The following is a 25,185-nucleotide window of genomic DNA, read 5'->3' as shown; positions in this document are numbered from 1 at the left end:
TGAAATCATGTGAACTGAAGCCGCCTTGCGCATCATCGCAAGGCGGTTTTTTATTGCGCTGGTGAGCGACACAAACAAAAAGGGCCAGCGTTTCCGCCAGCCCTTTGATGTTGAAACGGATTGTTCCGTATCAATCCTTCTTCGGCGTCGGCACCACACGCAGGGCCAGTTCGCGAAGCTGCGTTGGCGACGCAGGAGCAGGCGCATTCATCAGCAGATCCTGTGCCTGCTGGTTCATTGGGAACAGCGTGATTTCGCGCAGGTTCTTGGTGCCGGTCAGCAACATCACCACGCGGTCCACACCAGCCGCCATGCCACCATGCGGAGGTGCGCCGTACTGGAAGGCGCGGTATAGGCCGCCGAAGCGGTCTTCCACGTCCTGCTGGCTGAGACCGACCTTCTCGAACGCCTTGACCATCAGTTCAGGCGACTGGTTACGAATGGAGCCGGAAGCGATTTCGTAGCCGTTGCAGACCATGTCGTACTGGTAGGCCTTGATCGTCAACGGGTCCTGATTGTCCAGCGCATCCATTCCGCCCTGCGGCATGGAAAACGGGTTGTGCGCGAAGTCGATCTTCTTTTCTTCTTCGTTATATTCGAAGAACGGGAAGTCAACGATCCAGCACAGCTCGAAACGGTCGCGGTCAACGAGGTTCAACTCCTCGCCGGCACGTGTGCGGGCTTCGCCTGCGAACTTGTAGAACTTGGCAGGGTCACCCGCCACGAAGAAGGAGGCATCGCCCGCTTCCAGACCAAGCTGAACGCGGAGCGCTTCCGTGCGTTCTTCGCCGATGTTCTTGGCAAGCGGGCCGGAACCGACGACCTTACCGTCCTCTTCCTTCCAGAAGATGTAGCCGAGGCCTGGCTGACCCTGTCCTTGCGCCCAAGCGTTCATGCGGTCGCAGAACGCTCTGCTGCCACCGGTCTTGGCCGGAATGGCCCAGACTTCAACCTTCGGGTTGGATGCGATCATGTTCGCGAAGACCTTAAAGCCGGAACCGGCAAAATGGTCGGTCACGGCCTGCATTTCAATCGGGTTACGCAGGTCCGGCTTGTCGGAACCGTAAGTGCGGATCGAATCGTCATAGGCGATGCGACGGAAGTTCTGCGTGACTGGCTTGCCTTCGGCAAACTGCTCGAACACGCCGCGAATGACGGGCTCCATGGTTTCCCAGACATCTTCCTGCGTGACGAAGCTCATCTCGAGGTCGAGCTGGTAGAATTCGCCCGGCAGACGGTCGGCACGCGGGTCTTCATCGCGGAAGCATGGTGCGATCTGGAAGTAGCGGTCGAAACCGGCCACCATCAGAAGCTGCTTGTACTGCTGCGGTGCCTGCGGCAGAGCGAAGAACTTGCCTTCGTGGATACGGCTCGGCACAAGGAAGTCGCGCGCGCCTTCCGGCGAGGATGCCGTGAGGATCGGCGTGGAATATTCGGCAAAGCCGATATCGCCCATGCGGCGGCGCATATCGGAAATGATCTGCGTGCGCTTGACGATGTTCTTGTGCAGCGTATCGCGGCGCAGGTCGAGGAAGCGGTACTTCAGGCGCACGTCTTCCGGATAATCAGGCTCACCGAAGACCGGCAGCGGCAGCTCCTTCGAAGCGGCCAGCACTTCGATTTCCTGCGCGTACAGCTCGATTTCGCCGGTCGCCATGGTCTTGTTGACCGTGTCTTCCGAACGGGCCTTGACCAGACCATCGATGCGGATGACCCATTCGCCGCGAACGACTTCAGCGGTCTTGAATGCCGGGCTGTCCGGGTCTGCCACCACCTGCGTGATGCCGTAGTGGTCGCGAAGGTCGATGAAGAGAACGCCGCCATGATCTCGCACACGGTGAACCCAGCCGGACAGGCGAACGGTTTCGCCGACATGCGATTTGCGAAGAGCGGCACAGGTGTGGCTGCGGTAACGATGCATTTTGTTATCCTGAAACATAGCGGCGATCACGCACGTGTATCGCGTATTCTAAATCGGGCGGAAAAGCGCATGGCCTGCCCGATTTGTCAAGGCAAAGCGCGATTTTGTGCCATTTCCCAACCCATCTCTTCTCTCGACTGCGCGCCGCCGTTGACGTGCTTTCGAGATGATATGTGCAACGAACGGCCTCAAAACCCCAAGCAACCGCCAGATTTGGTCCAGAAAGACGGGACAGACGGACAAGAACAGCCGCCTTTGTATTGACATGGGCGCTTCAAAGGGAAAGTAAGTTCCGTACTTTCCATTGACTGGCAAAAAACAATGATCGACACAACCGCAGCACTCGCCGAAGCCTGTAAGGAACTGGCGAAATCCGATTTCATCACCATCGACACGGAATTCTTGCGCGAGACCACGTTCTGGCCGCAGCTCTGCCTCGTGCAGATGGCAAGCCCGACGCTTGAAGTGCTGGTCGATCCCTTGGCAAAAGACATCGATCTGACGCCTCTGTTCGAACTTATGGCCGATACCAGTGTCATCAAGGTGTTTCATGCCGCGCGTCAGGATATCGAAATCGTCCACCATCTGGGCGGCCTCATTCCGCACCCGATTTTCGATACGCAGGTTGCGGCCATGGTCTGTGGCTTCGGCGACTCGATTTCATACGATCAGCTTGTCCAGAGAATCAAAAACGTTCAGATCGACAAGTCCTCGCGCTTCACCGACTGGAGCCGCCGTCCGCTGACCGAAAAGCAGCTGGACTACGCACTGGCGGATGTCACGCATCTGCGCGATGTCTATCTGGCTCTGAAGGCACAGCTAGAACGTGATGGCCGCTCCTCCTGGCTGAAGGAAGAGATGGATATTCTGGAATCGGTCGATACCTACGACATGCATCCCGATGATGCATGGCTGCGGCTGAAATCGCGCCTTCGCAAACCAACCGAACTTGCCATCCTGAAATTCGTCGCAGCATGGCGTGAACGCGAGGCGCGCGCGCGCAATGTGCCGCGTTCGCGTGTTTTGAAAGACGATGCCATTTTCGAGATTGCCCAGCAGCAGCCGAAGGATGCGGATGCGCTCTCGCGTCTTCGCACCATCCCCAAGGGCTGGGAACGTTCCTCGTCCGGCACTGCCATCATCGAGACCGTCAATGCGGCCCTCGCCTTGCCGAAGGGTGATATGCCGCACGCTCCACGTCAGAGCCATTCGCCCGAAGGTTCCGGTGCTGCGGTGGAGCTTCTCAAGGTTCTGCTGAAGTTGACGGCAGACAAGCACGGCGTTGCCGCCAAGGTCATCGCCAACAGTGAAGATCTCGACAAGATCGCTTCCGAGGGCGAAAAGGCTGAAGTCGCTGCTCTTTCGGGCTGGCGTCGCGATCTTTTTGGTGAGCCAGCTTTGAAACTGATCCGGGGCGAAGTCGCACTGCGTTTCGCAGGCAAGAAAGTGGAAGCGCTTGAACTGCCTCAGGAAACCGAGGCAAGCTAAGCGACACCACATCAATCGACACTGCGCCAATGGATGTGGTCTTCGTGACCGATGCAAGTCGGTCACAGGCAGCACCCATCCGCCAGGCTTTGCCGAAACATCGCTTTTTGACCGGTGGTTTCCACAATAAAGTCGCAAGCGCGGAGGAATCACATTCCGGTCCCCGAGGATAGCGGCATGGTCTCCACCTGCGCTGCAAGCAAAGAGCGTATATGAGGAAATTTCTCGCCATGCTGGACTATGTCGTGCTGTTTCTGGCGATTGCCGGAAGCGGTGTGGCCTATGCCTTCCTGGAATATGGCGGCGGAGCGCTGATTGGTGCGACCTATGCTCTGTTCGCGTGCGCGCCTATCCTTGCATTTGAGCGCGGCTATATCATGCCCGGTCTTGCTCGCCGCATCAGCATGCTGCCGACACCGGCTTACATATTGATCGGCCTGATCGTTTACGCCGTGCTGGTGTTTTGCGGCTTCGGTCTGGGTGGCACCATTTTGTGGGCCACAGGCATCTTCCCGGTCAGTTGGCGGCGCGCGGTGCATGCCGAAATGCAAACGCTGCTGTTCACGCTCGGCGTCTGCGCCATCATCGTCTTCATCATGCGTGTGCGTGAATTGCTGGGCCGCGATATTTTCATCGACCTCATTCTCGGCAGATATCGCCGCCCGGTCAGCGAGGAACGGGTGTTCCTGTTCATTGATCTGGTCGGTTCGACATCTTTCGCTGAAATCCACGGAGATCTGCGGGCTCAGGAATATCTGGGTGAGCTGTTTTCGACCTATGCCGGTCCCGTGAGGCGCCATGGCGGCGTGATCGATGACTATATCGGCGATGCCGCCATCATCACCTGGCCCTACCATCTGGCGATACGCCGTGCTGCCTGTATCAACTGCGTCTTTGATATTCTCTCGACCATCGAAAACAACCGCGCTGAATGGCTTCTGCGCTTCGGCACGTCGCCGAAGTTGCGCTTCGCCATTCATGGCGGCCCTGTCATCACTGCTGAAATCGGCGTCGATCACCACAAGATCACCTATTTCGGCGACACGGTGAATACCACGGCGCGGTTGGAATCACTCAGCAAGATGCTGGGTCATCCGGTTCTCATCTCGTCCGATCTGGCGCACCAATTGCTGCTGCCGAAAGGCATAAGAAGCGAATATCTCGGAGAACATGCCGTGAAGGGTCGCGGACAGACACTCGGCGTCTGTGCGCTCAGCCGCCAGCCGGTCGCCGCCTGACTTCCGGCGCAGCAAATGTCATCAAACCGTCAACGCTACATTACGCCCCTGTCATGAAGTCTGCCTAACGGTCCTGCGTTACAGATGCAAACCGACAGGTGCCCCATGAAGACCATCTTCCTCGCCTCCGCCGCCATTTTTTCCCTTGGCACGGCCTCGGCCTTCGCTGCGGAAAAGGAATTTCCCGCAAAGCTCGTTTCCCAGGCCATCATCCCGGCAAACACCATCATTCCGGCACCGGCAGATGCGCCGGAGCATCTCAAGACATCCGCGAAGTTTACCACGGCGGACCGCAAGCGTGCGGAAGGCCTCGGCACTGTGCAGGGCAAGGATGGTATCAGGTCAACCGGCCTCTCCATGCCTTTCAACGGTCAAGCCATGCAGGGTTTTTCCGGTATCAAGACCATGGCCGATGGCACGTTCTGGAGCCTGTCCGACAACGGTTTCGGCTCCAAGCTGAATTCCAGCGACGCAATGCTGATGCTGCACCACCTGAAATTCGATTGGGACAATGGCAAGGTAGCAGCGCTTGAAACCGTCTTCCTGTCCGACCCTGACAAAAAAGCACCCTTCCCCATCGTCATGGAAGGTTCGGAAAAGCGTTATCTGACAGGCGCGGACTTCGACGTCGAATCCATCCAGCCAACAAATGACGGCTTCTGGGTCGGCGAAGAATTCGGCCCCTACATCCTGAAATTCACCCGTGACGGCAAGCTGACGGATGTGGTCTCGACAAAAGCTGGCGATATCGACGTCAAATCTCCCGACCATCCGGCGCTTTCTCTGCCCGGCAACCCGACTCAGAAAATGCCAGCGTTCAACCTGAAGCGCTCGGGTGGTTATGAAGGCATGGCCATGTCCAAGGATGGCTCCAAGCTTTACGGCCTTCTGGAAGGTCCGCTCTACACTGCAGACGGTCAGGTCGAGAAGACCGAAGACGGCGCAACCGGCCTGCGTATCATCGAACTCGACGTCGCCTCCAAAAACTGGACCGGGCGCTCGTGGCTCTACCCTCTAGCCGAGGGCGGTGAAGCCATAGGCGATTTCAACATGCTGGACGACAGCACGGCTCTCGTCATAGAGCGTGACAACGGCGCTGGCACGACAGACAAAGCCTGCGCAGACCCGAAGAAGCCGGAAACCAATTGCTTTGCTGTTCCTGCCAAGCTGAAGCGGATCTATAAGATCGAATTCAACGATGCGAATGTCGGCAAGGCCGCCCGCAAGATCGGCTACATCGACCTGATGAAGATCGCTGACCCGGACAACAAGGCCAAACAGGGCAGCGCCAACGGCATCTACACCATGCCGTTCGTCACCATCGAGAATGTCGACAAGGTCGATGCGACGCACATCATCGTCGGCAACGACAATAACCTGCCATTCTCGGCAGGCCGCGCGCTGGACAAGGCAGACGACAACGAGTTCGTGCTGCTTGAGGTGCAAGACTTGCTGGACGCGAAATAAGATTAGGCAGGTGCCGCTCTATGGGGCGGCACCTGTTGTCTCTTTATTCGAAAACGAAAGCCAGACGCTTTCCGGTCAGCTTCGACAGTTGCTGTAAGCGTCCTTCGAGACGCTCACCGGCGAAATCGCTGTACTCATGCGGCACCACGAATTCCAGATCGCAATCGGGGTTTTCGGATTTACGGAATTTCAGGTGATCGACAACGCCTGGCATGGATGCCGAGAACAGATAGATCACCCGCAGCAGACCGCCCAGCAGCTTGGCAAGCTCCTGCATTCTCTCACCGGCGATCGTCGTCAGGTTCTGCGTCGCGCCGTTATCGTTCAGTCCCTCGAACCGGTAGTAATTGGCAAGCGCAATATAGGCGCGGCCCGGATGGGTGATGGCGATGAAGGACGAATGGGCGATGATGTTGAGCGCCTGAAGCCCGCGATAATCGGGATGCGCGCGCCAGCTAATATCCGCCAGCAGGCAGGCGGCTTGGCGATAGCGCGCTTCCTCAGGTGTTTCATCGATACCGAAGATCGGAACGGTCCGTCCGCTCCAGTCGGCCAGCTCGCGGGCGTGTTCCGGTGACCTTGCGCGCAGGATTGCCAGTTCATCCGCAACCACCAGCAGGGGATCTGCGCTTTTCTCGGCTTCCGGCAGCAGCGAATAGAGATAGCCTTCGCGAACGCCCTGCGCCGAGAAGGCGACCTTTGCGGGCTTCATGGTCTCCAGCACTTCGCGCATGGCAACCGCACCGAATGGCAACAGCGTGCGGCGGTTCTTGGAAACGGCCTGCCATGCAGGGTCCTTGCTATCCTTGGAGGCAATGACCTCGTCCAAGAAGCTCAGCATATCGGCCAGCGGAAGTTCATAGCCCTGCATCATGTGCAGGGGATAGCCGCTGATTTCCATGTGCAGCTTGGCGATGTTACGCCATGTGCCACCCACGGCATAAAAAGTCCGCCCCTCGCCCTTGGCGAGCAGCTTGGCGGTCTTGACCTGCTTTTTTGTGAAGCTGGCAGCCCTTTCGATGGAGCCGCCAGAGTGCTCGGAAAGACGCAAACCACCAAGTGGCAGTGTGATGCCCTCGCCGCACGTCGTGCCCTTGATATCGATGAGTTCCAGCGAACCGCCGCCAAGGTCACCGGCGATACCGTCTGCATCATGGAAACCGCTGATGACGCCATAGGCGGAATAGAGCGCTTCCTTCTCGCCGGACAGCACCTCGATTTCGCAGCCGAGAATAGCTTCGGCATCACGGATGAAATCCGGGCCATTCGACGCTTCACGGGCAGCGGCGGTGGCCAGCACGTAGAGTTGTTTGGCCTGCGCCTGTTCCGACAGCGCGTGGAAACGGCGCAACGCTGCTAATGCGCGGGTAACGCCTTCCTCGTCCATGCGACCGGTGAGCGCGAGGCCCTTACCGAGCCCGCAGAGGACCTTTTCATTGAAGAGCACCGCAGGGGCGCGCGAGAGACCTTCATAAACAACGAGACGAACGGAGTTCGAACCAATATCTATGACGGAAACGGGGGCGAGACCGGTAAGCCGCCCCTGTGCTTCTGATCGTGTCATTCAGCCTGTTTCTTGCGGGATGATATCAGCCCAGCAATCAGTTTAGGCGCACTGGATTTCAAGGCTTCACCACGTCCAGAAAGGCTTGGATTGGTCATGAAATAGTGCTGCGCGTTGAACGGTTCCTCGCCTTTGCGCACCTCGATGCGCCTCGACGTTCCGTCCGGCAGTATCTCGTAGCTCTGCTGGTTGTCAATGAGATTGCCCAGCATGATCTGTGAAAGAACCTGCTCGTGCACCGTTGGATTGACCAGCGGCACCATGGTTTCAACGCGTCTATCAAGGTTTCGCGGCATCATATCCGCCGAGCCGATGTAGACCAAAGCCTTGTCGGATGGCAGGCCGTAGCCATTACCGAAGCAGAAGATACGGCTGTGCTCGAGGAAGCGTCCGACGATCGACTTGACGCGAATGTTGTCGGAGAGGCCAGGCACCTGCGGACGCAGGCAGCATATGCCACGGATAACGAGATCGATCTCGACACCGGCTTCGCTGGCGCGATAGAGCGAATCGATGATTTCAGGATCGACCAACGAGTTCATCTTCATCCAGATGGCCGCCGGCACACCATTTTTCGCGTGTTCGGTCTCATCATGAATGTGCTTCAATATCCGCGACCGCATGGTGTAAGGCGAGACCGCCAACTTCATGCCCTCTTCGGGCTCACCGTAACCGGTGATGAAGTTGAAGATATTCGCCATGTCATGGGCAATCTTCGGGTTGCAGGTGAAGAAGGAGAGGTCCGTGTAAACCTTTGCCGTCACCGGATGGTAGTTGCCGGTACCAAGGTGACAATAGGTCCGCAGCTTGCCATCCTCACGGCGCACGACCATGGACATCTTGGAGTGCGTCTTCAATTCGATGAAGCCGAAAACGACCTGAACGCCTGCACGCTCCAGATCGCGCGCCCAGCGAATGTTCGCCTCTTCGTCAAAGCGCGCTTTCAGCTCGACGAGAGCTGTCACCGACTTACCGGCATCGGCAGCGTCGATCAGCGCGCGTACGATAGGGCTGTCATTCGAGGTACGATAAAGCGTCTGCTTGATGGCGAGAACGTTGGGATCGCGGGCCGCTTGCAGCAGGAACTGCACGACCACGTCGAAGCTTTCATAGGGATGGTGAACCACCATGTCCTTTTCGCGGATGGCGGCGAGGCAATCGCCAGCATGCTCACGCACGCGCTCCGGGAAACGCGCATTGTAGGGTTCGAATTTGAGGTCGTCGCGTGGTGCCTTGACGATTTCCGAAATCGTGTTCAGCGCCAGGAGACCCGGCAGAACGGCAACGCGATTATCCGGCACGCCCAACTCGTGCACCACGAACTGTCGAAGCGCTGGCGGCATTTCGCTATCGGTCTCGATGCGAATGACCGAGCCGCGACGGCGACGCTTCAGCGCGCTTTCGAAGTAACGGACCAGATCTTCCGCTTCTTCCTCAAGCTCGATATCGCTGTCTCTAATAATGCGGAACGTACCGAAACCGCGGACGGTGTAGCCAGGGTACAGCCGGTGGATGAAGAGACCGACGACATCTTCCAGCGTGATGTAACGAACGGCGGTCTTCTCGTCCGGCAAACGAATGAAGCGGTCGAGCGCAGGCGGCAGACGCAACAGGGCCGTCATCGGCTCGCGACCGTTGACGCTGTCCAGTTGCAGACCCATGGAGAAGCCGAGGTTCGGAATGAACGGGAACGGGTGGGCCGGATCGATGGACAACGGCGTCAGCACCGGGAAGATCAGCGCCTCGAACTCGTTCTCAAGCCAGACGCGATCTTCATCCGAGAGAGAGGCCGGGCGAACGATGTAAATGTCTTCCTTCGCCAGATATTGCTGCAAGACTGCGAGAGACGCCTGCTGCTCCATCTGGAGATTGTCGATTTCTTTCAGGATGTTTTCGAGCTGCTCGGCGGGCGTCTTGCCATCTGGTGTCTTGACGGTGATGGACTGGCGCACCTGTCCTTCGAGACCGGCGACGCGCACCATGAAGAATTCATCGAGGTTGGCAGCGGAGATGGAGAGAAACCGCAGGCGCTCCAAAAGCGGATGATCCGTATTGAGTGTTTCTTCCAGAACACGGCGGTTGAACTGCAGCCAAGAGAATTCGCGGTTCACGAAGCGTGTCGGGCTATCCCAGAGGTTCTCTACCTCTGTTGGCGTCTGCACGTTCTCGTTGGAACCTTCCTGCACTACCGAATCCATCAAATACTCCGCCCTTTAAAACCTGCTGATCAGCGCTGCACAAAGGCTTGAGCCCCGCAATGCACCCGATCGTGTTGAAGCATCGGGCGATCCTGAAACCACTGTCCGATGCCTAAAGCCCGTATAACAGTTTGACGACGGAACTGTGACAGTCAATCCTCGTCAACGTTGCCGCCAAGCTCTGTCAGCACTTCTGCTGCCATGGCCCGGCTGATGCGCGTGCCGCGCGACAGGCCCAAACGATCCAATCTCTCGACGATCGTCTGCGCCATGTTGAGCGAACGCTCCATCCTCGCAACGATATAGCTGACAAGTTTGTCATCCATGTAAAGCTGTCGGTCTGCAAAGAGCTTCATCAAAACCTGGCCCAGCAAATCCTCGTCCGGTTCACCGATTTCCACGACCGTCGCGGCCTTGAGGCGCGAGCGAAGGTCAGGCAGCGTCACAGGCCATGCGGCGGGCCACTCGCGCGTCGTGATCAGCAGCGAGGTGCCGTTCTCTCGCACGCTGTTGATGACATGGAAGAGTTCGGTGTCGTCGAAGCCGTTTCTATCGGCATCCTCGAACAGCACAGGGCCATGTTCCGCCAGACGGGCGGCTTCAGCATCCTTGAAGGGAATGATCGCGACCGCATTGCTGGTGTTTTTCCAGATGCTGGCGAGATGAGACTTCCCAGAGCCCTGAGGCCCGACCAAAATGACGACCGGCGACGGCCAGCGCGGCCACTCATCGACAATGCTGACGGCAGCATGCAGTGGTGCTGCGACCAGCAAATCGTCGCGCCCGGTCGCCGTCTGGTGTGAGAAGGCAAGCGGCAACTGCTCGGCCTTTGGCCGCGCACCACCGGTTTTGTTGTTTTCGCTCATCGGCTCAGCTCTGGGAATCGATCTTTTTCGGCGGCAATTGCTCCACCTGCGCCCCTTCGGCCTCCCAAGGCAGGTTGGCTGCACGTCCATGGTAAAGGTCGCTGTCCAGATAGCGCGACAGCACGAAACGCACCAGCACACCCACCGCTGCAGCAGCAGGTACGGCCACCAGAAGCCCGACGAAACCGAAGAGAGCACCGAACGCGAACAGCGCAAACATCAGCCACACAGGGTGAAGTCCAACGCTGCTTCCGACCAGCTTCGGCTGCAAGATGTTACCCTCGATGAATTGGCCGGAGAAGAAGACAGCCAGCACCAGAATCACATCCACATAATCCGGCCAGAACTGAACCAGCGCCACGCCCACGGCCAGCACCAGCCCCACCATGGAACCGACATAGGGTATGAAGCTAATGGCACCGGCGAAGAGCCCGATCAGCAATCCGAAATTCAGACCGACCAACGACAGGCCGACAGCGTAGTAAACGCCGAGGATGAGGCAGAGAGACCCCTGCCCGCGAATGAAGCCTGCAATGGTGCTGTCCATGTCGCGTGCGATCTGGCGCACGGTGCCGACATGGTCACGCGGTATCCAGCTATCGACCTTGGAAATCATCCGGTCCCAGTCCAACAGCAGATAGAACGCCACGACTGGCGTCACCACGAGCAACGAAATCACATCCACCAGCGACTTGCCGGAGTTCCAGATTTGCGTCAGCAGCGTACCAATAAATCCCGCACCTTCGGCCAGCAACTTGGAAAAATTCTCTTTAACCGTATCGATCTGGGAACTGACCCAGCCGGGCAGCAGGTTGGAGTCTGCTCCGGCGATGAGTTGTTGAAGCGAGGAAATATATTGCGGAATGCGGGTGATGAATTCCGAGGCCTGCGCAACCACCAGCGGGATGATGATGATCAGCGAAAGTGTGAAGAGCAGCACGAAGGACACGAGAATCATCACACTCGCCATCATGCGGCTCAAGCCGCGCCGCTCCAGCCAATCCGCAATGGGATCGAGGAAATAAGCGAGCGCCATGCCTGCCACGAAGGGCAGCAGGATGGAGCTGAACACCATGAGGAACACGATGAAGACGACGAGCGCACCCAACCAGAAAAAGATCTGGCGTCGCAGATTCAAGCCTCTGATATGTGGTTGCATCGTCTGCTCCTTTGGGCGCCCGTACGCTTAACGCCATGGTTAGGAGATAGGATGCGTGGACCGGGCTGGTCAAGTGTGACACCGTTGCCAAATTCGCCGAGGCCAACCTTTCCCATGGCAATGCGGCTAAAACATCCAAAAGGCGTGAAAAACATGAGTTTTGACGCGCTCATACTTGCATCGGCAACCGTCTCATGCGAATGGCGACGCCAAACGGAACCAGTGGAGACGACAGCCATGAGCGAGCCAGGCAAGAACGGTCTTACCTACAGCGATGCAGGTGTGGATATCGACGCCGGAAACCTGATGGTCGAAAAGATCAAGCCAGCCGTTCGCTCGACCCGCCGCCCCGGCGCGGATGGCGAAATCGGCGGCTTCGGCGGTCTGTTCGATTTGAAGGCCGCTGGTTTCAAGGACCCGGTTCTGGTCGCCGCCAATGATGGCGTTGGCACCAAGCTCAAGATCGCAATCGACGCCGATTATCACGACACCGTTGGTATCGATCTCGTTGCCATGTGCGTCAACGATCTCGTGGTACAGGGCGCCGAACCGCTGTTCTTCCTCGACTATTTCGCGACTGGCAAGCTTGATCCCGACCAGGGCGCTGCCATCGTCAACGGCATTGCGGCGGGCTGCCTAGAATCCGGTTGTGCGTTGATCGGCGGTGAGACGGCGGAAATGCCGGGCATGTATTCGGAAGGCGACTACGACCTCGCAGGCTTTGCCGTCGGCGCTGCCGAACGCGGCCAATTGCTGCCTGCAGGCGACATTGCCGAAGGCGACGTCATTCTCGGTCTCGCATCCTCCGGCGTTCACTCCAACGGCTTTTCACTGGTTCGCAAGATCGTCTCGCTCTCCGGCCTCGGCTGGGATGCGCCAGCGCCCTTTGCAGATGGCAAGAAGTTGGGTGAAGCGCTGCTGACGCCAACACGTATCTACGTCAAGCCACTGCTGAAGGCCATTCGTGAGACTGGCGCACTCAAGGCGCTCGCACACATCACCGGCGGCGGCTTCCCGGAGAATATTCCGCGCGTTCTGCCAAAGCATCTGGCAGCCGAGATCGATCTCGACGCTATCAAAGTTCCCTCAGTCTTCTCATGGCTGGCGAAGACTGGCGGCGTTGCCCCTAATGAAATGTTGCGCACCTTCAACTGCGGCGTCGGCATGATTGTCGTGGTTTCCGCAGAAGACGCCCAGACGGTTACGGATGCGCTCTCAGCCGAAGGCGAAACCGTCTTCGCACTGGGCCGCATGGTCGCGCGTGCAGAAGACGCTCACGGCACCATCTACAAGGGCACGCTCGGCCTATGAGCACCGCCCCTGCCCGCAAACGCGTCGTCGTTTTCATCTCCGGCAGCGGCTCCAACATGATGGCGCTGGCGCAGGCTTGTCAGGCCCAGGATTTCCCTGCCGAAATCGCCTGCGTGATCTCCGACAAGGCGTCGGCGGGCGGTCTTGCCAAGGCACAAAGCCTTGGCATTCCCACACTCGTTTTCGAGCGCAAGACCTACGCAAGCAAGGTCGAACACGAGCAATCCATTCTGGCGGCGCTAAGCGAAATCGCACCCGACATCATCTGCCTTGCAGGCTACATGCGGCTCATCTCCGCAGAGTTTATCGCGCCCTATGCGGGCCGCATCATCAACATTCACCCGTCCCTGCTACCGCTCTTTCCGGGCCTGCACACGCATGAGCGCGCAATCGAAAGCGGCATGAAGATCACGGGCTGCACGGTCCATTTCGTGACCGAAGGCATGGACGAAGGTCCGGTCGTTGGGCAGGCTGCAGTGCCAGTCCTTCTGGATGATACGCCTGATACCCTCGCGGCACGCGTGCTGACCATCGAACATCAACTCTATCCGCTGGCACTCAAGCTTCTGGCTGAAGGTGTGGTGCGGATGGAGGGTGGCAAGGTGGTGCGGGCGCAGGATGCCTGTTATGCGGGACAGCAGCTGATTTCCGCCTGACCTGAATATCCTGTTTCAAGCTCTACCAATCTTTGGTACATTATCTGAATAAGCAGGAGCAAGTGATGGGAAAAAGCACGTCCGTCAATCTCAATGATCATTTTGATGCGTTTATCGAGCAACAGATAGAAGATGGTCGCTACGCGTCTGCCAGCGAGGTCTTGCGTGCAGGTCTGCGGCTTCTTGAAGAACGGGAGGCTGAGCTTAGCCATCTCCGGGCTGCGTTGATTGAAGGAGAAAAATCCGGCGACGCTGTACCGTTTGACTTCCGTGAATTCGTTCGCGGCAAGAAAAAACCGGGATGAAAGCGCTCCTTCTTACCCCGAAAGCTCGATCTGATATCGAGGGGATCTGGGACTACACGGTTGATAATTGGGGCATCAATCAAGCTGAAGTCTATATCACCGCGATACAAAAAGCCCTCGAAGGGCTCGCTGATGGCTCAACCATCTCACAATCCGCAGAGTCCATAAGAAAACACTACCGCAAGACCATTGTCGGCTCGCACACCGTATTTTTCAAAGAGACAGACGCAGCCATCGAAGTCGTTCGTATTCTCCATCATCGCATGAGTTTGACACGCCTTTAGAGTTGCTCGCGGTTCAGTATTGCCCATTGCAGCAATATGATTGTCTTGGCGTCCGTAATTTCGCCGGTCGCGATCATCGAGAAGGCCTTATCGAGCGGTACCGAGATGACTTCGATGTCTTCACCTTCCGTCTCAAGCCCGCCGCCTTCGCCCGCTTTTTCGTCCAGATCGATCCGCGCGTAAAAGAGACCGATCTTCTCCGTCAATGTGCCGGGGCTGGCATAGATGTCGAAAAGATATTGCACCTCTTGTACGGCATAGCCGGTTTCTTCCATCGCCTCGCGGCGGATCGCTTCGTCGGGGTGGTCTCCATCGGTCAGACCTGCCGGGACCTCCAGCATGAAACTCGGATCACCGTTGACGAAGGCTCCAGGCCGAAATTGGCGGACCAGAACGACGGCATCCTTATCGGCATCGAACAGCAAAATTGCCGCAGCACTCCCGTGGTCGTGCACTTCGCGGTTCAGACGGACGACCCGCCCGTCCGCCATCGTCTGGTCGAACACGAGTGTTTGTAGGTGAACGAAACGCTTCCAGACTGTTTCCTTCGTAATGAGCCGCACGCGGCCCTCATCCTCAGTCACTGACAATTTTGGCGTATCGTTCATCTGAAACTCCGTTTTCAGGCTGTGAGAGCAACCTTGTTCAGGGCAGCCCATTGCAGCAGCATGATGGTCTTGCCGTCGCAGATATCACCGTCCTCGATCATCTTCATGGCGTCCGCCAAGGGAATGACGACGACCTCAATGTCTTCGTCTTCATGGGCCGCACCGCCGCCCTCCTCCACCTTGTCAGAGGCGTCGATAATCGCTGCGAAGAAATGCAGCACCTCCGTAACCGAACCCGGCGACATGAAGGACTTGAACAGGAAGCGCGTGTCGCGAAGCTTGTAGCCGGTTTCCTCCATTACCTCGCGGGCGATGGCGTCTGCTGGGTTGTCGCCATCCAGAAGGCCTGCGGGCGTTTCCAGCAACCAGCCGTGATAGCCATTCACATAGGTCGGCACGCGAAATTGGCGAACCAGAATCACGCTATCGATTTTCGGATCGTAGAGCAGAATGGTTGCGCCGTTGCCGCGATCATAAGCTTCGCGCTTCAGCGTTTTGGTTTCACCCTTGGAGTTGGTGTAATTGTAGGTGATGTTGCGAAGGTGGTACCAGTTTTTTGAAAGTGTTTCGTCGTTAAGAATTTCAATTTTTACGTCGTCAAATTTCTGCATTCCAAATCCTGCTATTGCCCTTGAAGCCAAACCTTGTTGTCGTGAAAAGCTGCGCCTCCATACGGGGCAACCGCGTCGCCACCCGTCAGCACATTGATGCCCTCGCCATCCAGATGCGCCTTGTTGGGCCACAATCCCTCAGCGATGAGAACACCTGCCCTCGCACCCTCGACGATCTTCACATGTATGCGGAGCGCGCCCCGCTGATTTCCGATGCGCACGATATCTCCGTCGCCGATACCAAGACGTGTGGCATCAGCGGGACAGATCATCAGCTCCGGGCGTCCCTCTTTCTGAACCGACGTCTTCGTCTCGGCGAACGTCGAGTTCAGGAAATTGCGGGCGGGGGATGTTGCCAGACGGAACGGATGCTCGGCATCGGCCACTTCGATGACATCGACCTGATCCGGGAATTTCGGCAATTCCGCCACCGGTCCCATGACAGGCACGTTCTTCGGTGGCTTGTTGGGGGATGGACCGCTCTGCCAATCCGGGCTGAAGCGGAATTTGCCGTCCGCATATCCGAAGCCTTCGAGATAATGCGCGACCTCGAACGGTGGCTGCGCATCGATCCATTTTTCTTCGGCAAGGCTGTCGAAATTGCCCCAACCGCCGGGGCCGAGAATGAGATCGATATGCTCGCGTTCCGTCATGCCGAATCCCGGCATGTCAGCGACGCCGAGGCGCTTGGCCAGTTCCTCGATCACGAAGAGATTGGTGCGAACGGTGTCCGGCTGCTCCACCAGTTTGGGGCCGAGCAGAATGTGGTTCTGGCCACCAGCGCGGTAGATGTCGTCATGTTCGAGGAACATGGTGGCAGGCAGCACGATGTCGGCAAGCTCTGCTGTCTCGGTCATGAACTGCTCGTGCACGGCCACGAAAAGATCATCGCGCAGGAAACCCTGCTTTACCAGCCGCTGCTCGGGGCAGACATTGACCGGGTTGGTGTTCTGGATCAGCAGTGCTGTTACCGGCCCGCCGTAACGCAAAGCCTCGGCGTCTCCGGTCAGCACACGACCGATCTGCGACTGGTCGAGCTGGCGCACATTTGGGTCGGCATAGGCCGTGCCCATCAGCTCCGCCTTGTTCAGCCGGAAGATGTCGCCATTGTTGTGAAACGCGCCGCCGCCTTCATATTGCCAGGAACCAAGCACGGTGGCGATGGAGAGTGCTGCATGCATGGCCACTGCGCCATTGCGCTGGCGGGCAAAACCATAACCGAGACGGAAGAAGCTCTTTTGCGTCGTACCAATCAGCTTGGCGAAAGCCTCGATCTCATCAACCGTCAGCCCGGTAATCTCTGCTGCCCATTGCGGTGTTTTGGTCACTAGATGGGCTTCAAGCCCGGCAGGATCATCCGCGAATTTCGCCATATAGGCGCGGTCGGCATAACCATCGCGGAAGGCGATGTGCATGACGGCGCAGGCAAGGGCCGCATCCGTGCCGGGTCGCACGATCAGCTTCATATCCGCCTGCTTCATCGTCGGGTTGTCGTAGATATCCACGACCACGATCTTGGCACCGCGCTCCTTGCGGGCTCTGATCGCGTGGGTCATGACATTGACCTGCGTGGCAACGGCATTGGTGCCCCAGATGACGACGGCATCGGCCTTTGCCATCTCGCGCGGGTCCGGTCCGCGTAGCGCGCCCGTGCCCATCACGTAACCCGTCCATGCCATGTTGGTGCAGATGGAACCGAAGAAGCCGGAATATTTCTTGGCGTGGCGAAGCCGCTCTATGCTGTCGCGCTGCACTTGCCCCATGGTCCCGGCATAGAAATAGGGCCAGATGGCCTCGGCACCATGCTTTGCTTCCGCCTTCACGAAGGCATTGGCAATTTCATCGAGAGCGGCATCCCAGCCGATCTCCTGCCAGTCGCCCGCCCCTTTTGCGCCCTTACGGCGCTTTGGGGTCAGCAATCGTCCCGGATGATAAATACGCTCGGCGTAGCGCGCCACCTTGGCGCAGATAACGCCAGCCGTGTAGGTGTTGGCATTGGCCCCGCGCGCACGGCCAATCCGGCCATCCGCGTTGATATCCACTTCCAGCGCGCAGGCACTCGGACAGTCGTGGGGACAGACGGTGTGACCGATGCTGACAGCACCAGTCACGGCTTTGGCGGAAATCGGGGTCGCATCATTCATCGCTTTTGTATATTGCAAAGGCAATGCGGCCAAAAGGGCCAAGTGACGACCATCAAGAATATTCATAAAAGGCATCGGCGCGCATGAACTATCGGCATATCTATCACGCAGGCAACTTTGCCGATGTTCTCAAGCACGCCGTCATGGCGCGGCTTGTTCGCTATCTCCAGAACAAGGACAAGGCCTTCCGGGTGCTGGACACCCATGCGGGCATCGGTCTTTACGACCTGTCTTCCGAAGAAGCGCAGAAAACCGGCGAATGGCAGACCGGCATCGGTAAGCTTTTGGAGGCAGACCTGCCGCCTGCCGTCGCCGATTTGCTGGAGCCTTATCTCACGGCGGTGCGGGAGTTGAACCCGGAGGGTGGTCTTCAATATTATCCTGGCTCTCCGAAGCTAGCCCGCATGCTGTTCAGGCCGCAGGACCGTCTGTCCGCCATGGAGCTGCACCCGGATGACTATCGGGCGCTGGCACGTCTGTTCGAGGGTGATTATCAGGCCCGCGTAACGGAACTGGATGGCTGGCTTTCGCTGGGCGCGCATTTACCGCCGAAAGAAAAGCGTGGTCTCGTGCTGGTCGATCCGCCGTTTGAAAAAGAAAACGAATATGCGCGCATGGCCGAAGGTTTTCACAAGGCCTATCGCCGCTTTGCGACGGGGACGTATTGCCTGTGGTATCCGCTGAAAAAAGGCGCGCCCATCAAGGAATTTCACGAACAGTTGCAATCCTACGAAATTCCGAAGATGCTGTGCACAGAACTATCAGTGCGCAGCGACCGTCTGGAAGGACTCAGCGGCTCAGGCCTCATCATCGTCAACCCACCCTTCACCCTGAAGGACGAACTGCACACGTTACTTCCAGTGTTGAAGACCATCATGGCGCAGGATCGCTATGCCTCGCACAGGGCGTTCTGGCTACAGGGCGAATAGCTACCTCTGCTCCAGACGTTGTTCTTCCCTTTCCGCAGCGGCCAATTGTGACCTCTCGAAAAAGAGGATGATGAAAAGGCCGATGACGAAGGGAATGATGAGGTAGAACAGACGGAACACCAGAAGCGCTGCGATTACATCTGCCGGGTTCATGTCCGGCAGGCCGGTGACGAAGACCAGTTCCAGCACACCAAGGCCGCCAGGCGCGTGGGAAATCAACGCTGCCGAAAATGATATCAGGAATATGCCGAGGATGACCATAAAGCCGGGATTTCCGACCTCGGGCAGCGCGTAATAGATGATACCGGCAGCGCCCAGCAGTTCGATCGGGCCGATGATCAGCTGCTGAATGACAAGGCGTGGTGCCGGGTAAAACAGCGTGAACGATCCCAGTTTCAAAGGCCGCAACTTGAGAAGGCTGCCCAGCACGTAAAGCCCGACGATGCCGAGCAGGATGAACCCTGTCGTCCGCGACGCCTCGACCGGCAGGACATTCACGAAGCGTTCGGTGATGTCGGGCTCATAAACGAGCACGAGGCCGATCAGCATGATGGTGCCGATAACGAAGGTGAAAGAGCAGAGAGCAACGAGCACACCTATTTCCGGCACGCTCAACCCCTTTGACGTGTAAGCCCGGTAGCGCACGACGGCACCCGAAAACACCGATGCCCCGACATTGTGAGACAATGCGTAGGTGGTGAAGGAGGTGAGCGTGATGAAGAGCCAGCCGACCTTGCGTTTGAGGTGCTGAAGGGCAATGCGGTCATAACCAGCCAAGGCGGCGTAAGCGACGAGCGTACATATGCCGGACATCACCCAGTCATGTGTGCCGATGGCGGCGAGACTATCCCAGACGTCGTCGAGTGAAAGGTGCTGAAGTTCCCTGTAAAGCAACCAGACGGAAAATCCGATTGTTGCCGCCCCGACGACTGGCCAGATGTATTTCTTCAATTTCATGCGGACATGCCCGGGCTTACTCCTCTTCCGGCAGCAATGCCCCGGATTCGTAGAGCTTATTCGTTATACAAGCTCCGTTTCAACCTATGTTTCATTTTTCGGACGCCTGTTTGCCACAGGCGCGAGATGGTATAAAACCCAACAAACGATCAAGACTTCGTCATCATACAGTGGAAAGACATCTGAGCCGATGAAACAATATGCCGGCTTTATCGCTCTCGGCGTGCTTTCACTTGCTGCCGCTGGGTGGATGATGATGGGAGGCCACGCCTGGGAACCATCTCAAAGCGATATAAGCGTATCTTCTAAATTACCCTCCCCAACACGAACGGCGCAGCCGGTTCAAGGTTCCGGTTTCGACTTCTACGTTCTGTCGCTATCGTGGTCACCAGCTTTTTGCGCCAGCGATGCCGGTAAAAATAGCCGCCAGCAATGCGGGACGAATCGCAGATACGGCTTCATCGTCCACGGGCTCTGGCCTCAGAACGAGCAGGGTTACCCGGAATTCTGCGGCAAGGACCGCGAGGAACGTGTACCAGGAGCGCTGGGACGCGATCTGTTCGATATCATGCCGTCCATGGGCCTCATTGGCCATCAGTGGCGCAAGCACGGTACGTGCAGCGGACTTTCGCAGAAAGACTATCTCACGACGATCCGCGCGGCTTATGAACGCGTCACCCTTCCCGGCAACATCGCCTCCGGCACCAGCAGTCAGACGCTTTCGGCAGATGCGATCGAGAACGCCTTCGTTTCATCCAACCCCGGCCTTTCAAAACGTGGCATCGCCATCAGTTGCGAGGGGCCAAAGCTGGAGGAGGTGCGCATCTGTATGAACAAGGACTTGAGCTTTCGCGATTGCCCGGAGGTGGACCGTAGGGGTTGCCGCGCAAGCTCCACTGAAATCTTACCCATCAGCAAGCCTTAAAGGTCAACATCAATGGAATTACTCTATTCGCCCGCCTCGCCCTACTCCGCCAAGGTTCGCATGGCCTCGCGCTATCTCGACATCGGCATTACCGATGTCCGCGTCGATACCAACGCCGAACCGGCAACACTGATGGACAATAATCCACTCGGAAAAATCCCGGTTCTGCTGCTTGATGACGGTGGTTCTGTCTATGACAGCGTTGCGATCATGCATTATCTCGACCGTCTCTCTGGCAACAAGCTCTACCCGAAGAAGAGCGAAAAGCGCACCGAGGCGGAAATTCTGGAGGCGCTGTGCGATGGCATCATGGATTGCCTGCTGGCCATCGTCTACGAGCGCCGCTCGCGCCCGGAGGACAAGGTCCATCAGCCGTGGATCGACAAGCAATGGCGCAAGGTCGTGCGCGGGCTGGACTACCTCAATGCGAACCTGCCGAAAACGGGAAAGAAACTGCACGGCGGCCACTTCGCACTCGCAGCTATGATCGGCTACCTAGACCTGCGTTTCGCAGGCGAATGGGCCGAAGGGCGCAAGTCTCTGGCCCAGTGGCCGGAAAAATTCGGCAAACGCTTCAAGGATTACGCGGAGATGAAGACCCCTGCTTAAAGCAGCTCGCGCATTTTCGGGCAACGTGCCTAGAGATGCGGCCACCTAAAACGCAAAAAGCCGGGGCGAACCCCGGCTTTCCACTTTAATCCCGGTAAGGCTTAGAACTTGACGCCGATACCAGCCTTCACGCTGTGATCGTCGAAGCCGCGAGATACGGTTCCGGTGTCAAGAGTGAAGTCCTTGTTCTGGTAATCGCTGTAACGGTATTCAACACGCGCAGTGATGTTGTTGGTCACCATCGCTTCTACACCGGCACCGACTGTGTAGCCGAGTGCTGTTGCGTTATCGCTAGAGCCTGGGTTGCTAACCTTCTGGTCAGCAATCGCCAGACCGCCTGTACCGTACAGCAGGAACGGGTTCATGTCATAACCAACGCGAGCACGGATCGAACCGTTGACGCCCTGCTTGCCTTCCAGAGATTCACCCTGGAATGTTCCAGCAGAACCCTTGTTGTCGCCGAGGTTGACGTCAGCTTCTGCACCGTAGACCAGCTGGCCGCTCTGCCAGTTGTAACCACCGTAAAGACCGCCGCCGAAGCCGTCGGCATCACGATCGCCGCCGTTACCGGTGAAGCGACCCCAGTCATAGTTGGCAGTCGCACCGAGATACGCGCCAGACCAGTTGCTGATAGGCGCTGGCTGCTCGTAAGCGACAGGTGCCTGCGGCACTTCGTTCACAGCGTCGGCTGCGTGTGCTGCCGAAAACGCCGCAGCTGCCATTGTGCTCGCCATAAGTGTTGCAACGATAGTACGCATGCTATTCTCCTTTTCATACCCGCGGGGTGCTCAAACACTTGTTCCCAAACGCGGTGTAAAACAGTTTGTTCCCTTGCCCGACTGATGATCAAAATGATGGGTGATTGAGGAGATCACACAGCCAAAATGTGAATTGATTGGGGCAGCGACGTGACAGAAATGGGACGTTGCTAAAATGACACAAAAATTTATTAAGGATAATGACTGGTTAAGATAAGAATACTTCAATTTTACAGGTATTTAAATCAAATTACTTGGCATGGAACGTTGGGGCATAATTCTGTATAAATGGTGGGCGCTCTGGGCAAAACTTGCGCTTTCGCTTTATATCGGGTGTGGAAAACCAAGTAGGCAGGATGCAGGTCGGCTTTGAACGAGAATATCCCCAAGACCGTACTGATTACCGGCGCCGCCCGCCGTATGGGGCGCGCCATCGCCGAATTCCTTGCGGCAGAAGGCTTTGCCATCGGCATTCATGCCCGCTCCTCCTTAGGTGAGGCGGAGGATTTCGCTAATACATTAAGGCAGAACGGCGGCAGAGCTGCCGTTATCCAGGCGGACCTGGAAGATTCGGCATCGACAGAAAAACTCATGGAGGGCGCGAATTCAGCGCTCGGCCCTATCGGAATTCTCGTCAACAATGCCTCCGTCTTCCGTCATGACAGTGCGGAGACCTTTGATAGTGCTGCTTTCGATGCCCATTTCGCCGTCCATGTCCGCGCGCCCTCGATGCTCGGCGCTGCGCTGGTACGGCAACTGCCGGAGAATGCGTCCGGTCTGATCGTCAACATCATCGATCAGCGCGTGTTGGCTCTGACGCCGCGTTTCTACTCCTACACGCTGTCCAAATCTGCCATGTGGACAGCGACGAAAACCATGGCGCAGAGCTTTGCGCCGCGTGTTCGCGTGAATGCCATTGGCCCTGGTCCATCGTTTAAAAGTGAAAGACAGGAGCCCGAGGACTTTCAGGCGCAGATCGACGCCCTTATATTAAAGCGTGGGCCACGACCGGACGAGTTCGGCCGGACCATTCGCTTTTTATATGACACCCCGTCGATCACCGGCCAGATGATCGCACTCGACGGGGGCCAGCACCTCGGCTGGGAAACCCCTGACGTCGCGGAGATACCTGAATGAACGGAAAGAAGCTGCCCGATGGCGGTATTCTCTTCGATGATAATGAAGAAGATGAAGACGACGTAGCCTCCCCCGTCACTGATTTGGTCGGGGAATACGCCGCCGCATCCATGGACTGGAATGCAGGCTGGAAAAACGAATCCGGCCTCAAGGGCATGGATCTCATCGGTGAGTTCGTCAAACATCTGCCCAATAGCCCCGGCGTTTACCGCATGTTCAACGATGCTGGGGATGTGCTGTATGTGGGCAAGGCGCGCTCGCTTAAGAAGCGCGTCAGCAATTACGCACAGGGCCGGTTTCACTCCAACCGCATCGGTCAGATGGTGCGGGTGACCACGCATATGGAATTCGTGACGACGCGCACGGAAATCGAAGCGCTGTTGCTGGAAGCGAATCTCATCAAGCGATTGCGCCCGCGCTTCAACGTACTTCTGCGCGACGACAAGTCCTTCCCCTACATTCTTATCACGGCGGATAACCGGGCACCTGCCATTTTCAAACATCGTGGCGCGCGGGCGCGAAAAGGCGACTATTTTGGCCCCTTCGCATCGGCTGGCGCCGTGGGCCGCACGATCAACTCGCTCCAGCGCGCATTCCTGATCCGCACATGCACCGACAGTGTCTTCGAATCGCGCACCCGTCCCTGTCTTCTGCACCAGATCAAGCGCTGCTCGGGCCCCTGCACCCATGAAATCAGTGATGACGGCTATGCGGAACTGGTGAAAGAGGCGAAGGACTTCCTCTCGGGCAAAAGCCAGAGCGTGAAAGCCACCATTGCCTCGCAGATGAACGAGGCTTCTGAAGACCTCGATTTCGAACGCGCCGCTGTGTATCGCGACCGGTTGGCCGCGCTCTCGCACGTCCAAAGCCATCAGGGTATCAACCCGGCGGGCATCGATGAGGCGGATGTGTTTGCCATCCACCACGAAGGCGGCGTGTCCTGCATTCAGGTGTTCTTCTTCCGCACCGGCCAGAACTGGGGCAACCGCGCTTATTTCCCCAAGGCCGACCCATCGCTGCCGGGCTCTGAAATCCTGAGTGCCTTTCTGGCGCAGTTTTACGATGACAAACCCGTTCCAAAGCAGATTTTCCTGTCGGAGGTGGTCGAGGAGCAGGAGCTTCTGGCCGCCGCGTTCAGCGAAAAAGCCAATCACAAGGTTACGATCTCGGTGCCGCAACGGGGCGAGAAGAAGGATGTCGTCGCCCATGTTCTCGGTAACGCGCGTGAGGCGCATGGCCGCAAGCTTGCCGAAACATCGTCTCAGGCCCGCCTGCTGAAAGGCTTTGCCGAGACCTTTGCCCTTCCCTACGTGCCGCGCCGCATCGAGATTTACGATAACTCGCACATGATGGGCACCAATGCCGTGGGCGGCATGGTGGTGGCGGGGCCGGATGGTTTCACCAAGGCCCACTACCGCAAGTTCAACATCAAATCGACCGACATCACCCCCGGCGACGACTTCGGCATGATGCGCGAAGTCATGACACGGCGCTTTTCACGGCTGCTGAAAGAAGAGGGACGACCGGACCGCACGCAGACTGTCACGCCAGAGGATGCCGCTGACATCCCCTTCCCCGCATGGCCCGATGTCATACTGATCGATGGTGGTCAGGGCCAGATGACGGCTGTGCGCACCATTCTCGATGAGCTTGGTATCCGCGATTGCGTGACGGCCATTGGCGTTGCCAAGGGCGTGGACCGCGATGCGGGCCGCGAGCGGTTCTTTACCGATACGCGCAGCGATTTTTCGCTGCCGCCACGGGATCCGGTTCTCTATTTCATCCAGCGCATGCGTGACGAAGCGCACCGTTTTGCCATCGGCTCTCACCGCGCCAGGCGCAAGAAGGAACTGGTCAAGAACCCACTGGATGAAATCAGTGGCATCGGGCCCGGCCGCAAGCGCGCGCTGCTGCAACATTTCGGCACGGCAAAGGCTGTGTCACGCGCAGCGCTGAGCGACCTAATGGCGGTGGGCGGTATTTCCGAGACGGTCGCGCGACAGGTTTACAATCACTTCCATGAGAGTGGCCGAGAGTAAGTCCACGCTTT

Annotated in this window: 22 protein-coding genes; 12 read left to right on the top strand and 10 right to left on the bottom strand. The window is 57.6% G+C overall.

What is annotated here, in order from left to right; genetic code table 11:
* Nucleotides 1–130: 130 nt before the first annotated feature.
* Nucleotides 131–1,921, bottom strand: a complete 1,791-nt coding sequence (gene aspS, locus HRR99_RS05170; RefSeq protein WP_233123022.1) for an aspartate--tRNA ligase — start codon at nt 1,919–1,921, stop codon at nt 131–133.
* Between the two features lie 321 nt (nt 1,922–2,242).
* On the opposite strand from aspS, the gene rnd reads away from it, so the two are divergent.
* The 3 genes from rnd (at nt 2,243) to HRR99_RS05155 (ending at nt 6,114) form a co-directional block, all read left to right on the top strand.
* A complete protein-coding gene (gene rnd / locus HRR99_RS05165; protein WP_233123021.1) occupies nt 2,243–3,409 on the top strand; it encodes a ribonuclease D in 1,167 nt (388 codons plus the stop codon).
* A gap of 212 nt (nt 3,410–3,621) precedes the next feature.
* Nucleotides 3,622–4,647: an adenylate/guanylate cyclase domain-containing protein gene (locus HRR99_RS05160; protein ID WP_233123020.1), complete on the top strand. Its 1,026-nt coding sequence runs from the start codon at nt 3,622–3,624 to the stop codon at nt 4,645–4,647.
* Between the two features lie 105 nt (nt 4,648–4,752).
* Nucleotides 4,753–6,114 (top strand): esterase-like activity of phytase family protein, encoded by a 1,362-nt coding sequence (locus HRR99_RS05155; RefSeq protein ID WP_233123019.1) that lies wholly within the window; start codon nt 4,753–4,755, stop codon nt 6,112–6,114.
* A 43-nt stretch (nt 6,115–6,157) separates the two neighbouring features.
* On the opposite strand, the gene ppx is transcribed toward HRR99_RS05155, so the two are convergent.
* The 4 genes from ppx to HRR99_RS05135 form a co-directional block, all read right to left on the bottom strand.
* Entirely contained in the window at nt 6,158–7,678 is a 1,521-nt protein-coding gene (ppx, locus tag HRR99_RS05150) for an exopolyphosphatase (protein ID WP_233123018.1), read from the bottom strand.
* Nucleotides 7,675–9,876: an RNA degradosome polyphosphate kinase gene (locus HRR99_RS05145; RefSeq protein WP_112499210.1), complete on the bottom strand. Its 2,202-nt coding sequence runs from the start codon at nt 9,874–9,876 to the stop codon at nt 7,675–7,677. The genes ppx and HRR99_RS05145 overlap by 4 nt, the downstream gene beginning before the upstream one ends.
* A 152-nt stretch (nt 9,877–10,028) precedes the next feature.
* On the bottom strand, nt 10,029–10,742 hold the full coding sequence (gene hdaA / locus HRR99_RS05140) for a DnaA regulatory inactivator HdaA (protein WP_233123017.1): 714 nt from the start codon (nt 10,740–10,742) through the stop codon (nt 10,029–10,031).
* A 4-nt stretch (nt 10,743–10,746) separates the two neighbouring features.
* Nucleotides 10,747–11,901, bottom strand: a complete 1,155-nt coding sequence (locus HRR99_RS05135) for an AI-2E family transporter (RefSeq protein ID WP_111839682.1) — start codon at nt 11,899–11,901, stop codon at nt 10,747–10,749.
* 237 nt (nt 11,902–12,138) lie between these two features.
* On the opposite strand from HRR99_RS05135, the gene purM reads away from it, so the two are divergent.
* The 4 genes from purM to HRR99_RS05115 all read left to right on the top strand — a co-directional run bounded on the left by purM (nt 12,139) and on the right by HRR99_RS05115 (nt 14,457).
* Nucleotides 12,139–13,212: a phosphoribosylformylglycinamidine cyclo-ligase gene (gene purM, locus HRR99_RS05130; RefSeq protein ID WP_233123016.1), complete on the top strand. Its 1,074-nt coding sequence runs from the start codon at nt 12,139–12,141 to the stop codon at nt 13,210–13,212.
* Nucleotides 13,209–13,868 carry a phosphoribosylglycinamide formyltransferase gene (gene purN, locus HRR99_RS05125; protein WP_233123015.1) on the top strand — a complete coding sequence of 220 codons (660 nt, stop codon included), beginning with the start codon at nt 13,209–13,211 and terminating at the stop codon, nt 13,866–13,868. Before purM ends, purN begins: the two co-directional genes overlap by 4 nt.
* Before the next feature lie 65 nt (nt 13,869–13,933).
* Nucleotides 13,934–14,173 carry a type II toxin-antitoxin system ParD family antitoxin gene (locus HRR99_RS05120; RefSeq protein ID WP_233123014.1) on the top strand — a complete coding sequence of 80 codons (240 nt, stop codon included), beginning with the start codon at nt 13,934–13,936 and terminating at the stop codon, nt 14,171–14,173.
* Nucleotides 14,170–14,457 carry a type II toxin-antitoxin system RelE/ParE family toxin gene (locus HRR99_RS05115; RefSeq protein ID WP_233123013.1) on the top strand — a complete coding sequence of 96 codons (288 nt, stop codon included), beginning with the start codon at nt 14,170–14,172 and terminating at the stop codon, nt 14,455–14,457. Before HRR99_RS05120 ends, HRR99_RS05115 begins: the two co-directional genes overlap by 4 nt.
* Here the strand turns inward: HRR99_RS05115 and HRR99_RS05110 are convergent.
* From HRR99_RS05110 to HRR99_RS05100, 3 genes are read right to left on the bottom strand one after another with little or no spacing between them, the layout of a single operon-like run.
* The gene (locus HRR99_RS05110; protein ID WP_233123012.1) at nt 14,454–15,065 is read right to left on the bottom strand and encodes an NUDIX domain-containing protein; all 612 of its coding nucleotides are present in this window, start codon (nt 15,063–15,065) and stop codon (nt 14,454–14,456) included. The genes HRR99_RS05115 and HRR99_RS05110 overlap by 4 nt on opposite strands.
* 14 nt (nt 15,066–15,079) lie before the next feature.
* The gene (locus HRR99_RS05105) at nt 15,080–15,676 is read right to left on the bottom strand and encodes an NUDIX domain-containing protein (RefSeq protein WP_233123011.1); all 597 of its coding nucleotides are present in this window, start codon (nt 15,674–15,676) and stop codon (nt 15,080–15,082) included.
* Nucleotides 15,677–15,687: 11 nt separating this feature from the next.
* Complete coding sequence (locus HRR99_RS05100) at nt 15,688–17,886, bottom strand: molybdopterin-containing oxidoreductase family protein (protein ID WP_233123010.1); 2,199 nt, start codon at nt 17,884–17,886, stop codon at nt 15,688–15,690.
* 17 nt (nt 17,887–17,903) lie between these two features.
* Between HRR99_RS05100 and HRR99_RS05095 the strand changes: the two genes are divergently transcribed.
* A complete protein-coding gene (locus tag HRR99_RS05095) occupies nt 17,904–18,749 on the top strand; it encodes a 23S rRNA (adenine(2030)-N(6))-methyltransferase RlmJ (protein ID WP_233123009.1) in 846 nt (281 codons plus the stop codon).
* Here HRR99_RS05095 and HRR99_RS05090 read toward each other — a convergent pair whose 3' ends face one another.
* Nucleotides 18,750–19,706, bottom strand: a complete 957-nt coding sequence (locus HRR99_RS05090) for a lysylphosphatidylglycerol synthase domain-containing protein (protein WP_233123008.1) — start codon at nt 19,704–19,706, stop codon at nt 18,750–18,752.
* A 190-nt stretch (nt 19,707–19,896) separates the two neighbouring features.
* On the opposite strand from HRR99_RS05090, the gene HRR99_RS05085 reads away from it, so the two are divergent.
* Entirely contained in the window at nt 19,897–20,631 is a 735-nt protein-coding gene (locus HRR99_RS05085; protein ID WP_233123007.1) for a ribonuclease T2 family protein, read from the top strand.
* A gap of 12 nt (nt 20,632–20,643) precedes the next feature.
* Nucleotides 20,644–21,240 (top strand): glutathione S-transferase, encoded by a 597-nt coding sequence (locus tag HRR99_RS05080; RefSeq protein WP_233123006.1) that lies wholly within the window; start codon nt 20,644–20,646, stop codon nt 21,238–21,240.
* Nucleotides 21,241–21,341: 101 nt separating this feature from the next.
* Here HRR99_RS05080 and HRR99_RS05075 read toward each other — a convergent pair whose 3' ends face one another.
* Complete coding sequence (locus HRR99_RS05075) at nt 21,342–21,998, bottom strand: outer membrane protein (RefSeq protein WP_112499198.1); 657 nt, start codon at nt 21,996–21,998, stop codon at nt 21,342–21,344.
* 369 nt (nt 21,999–22,367) lie between these two features.
* Between HRR99_RS05075 and HRR99_RS05070 the strand changes: the two genes are divergently transcribed.
* Nucleotides 22,368–23,135: an SDR family oxidoreductase gene (locus HRR99_RS05070; RefSeq protein WP_422387292.1), complete on the top strand. Its 768-nt coding sequence runs from the start codon at nt 22,368–22,370 to the stop codon at nt 23,133–23,135.
* Nucleotides 23,132–25,174 (top strand): excinuclease ABC subunit UvrC, encoded by a 2,043-nt coding sequence (uvrC, locus tag HRR99_RS05065; RefSeq protein ID WP_233123005.1) that lies wholly within the window; start codon nt 23,132–23,134, stop codon nt 25,172–25,174. Before HRR99_RS05070 ends, uvrC begins: the two co-directional genes overlap by 4 nt.
* The last annotated feature ends 11 nt before the right edge of the window (nt 25,175–25,185 follow it).

The sequence above is a fragment of the Agrobacterium vaccinii genome, assembly GCF_021310995.1.
In the GTDB taxonomy this organism is placed as follows: domain Bacteria; phylum Pseudomonadota; class Alphaproteobacteria; order Rhizobiales; family Rhizobiaceae; genus Agrobacterium; species Agrobacterium vaccinii.
Note: the sequence above shows the minus strand (reverse complement) of the source record. Positions and strands in the feature narration are given on the sequence as shown.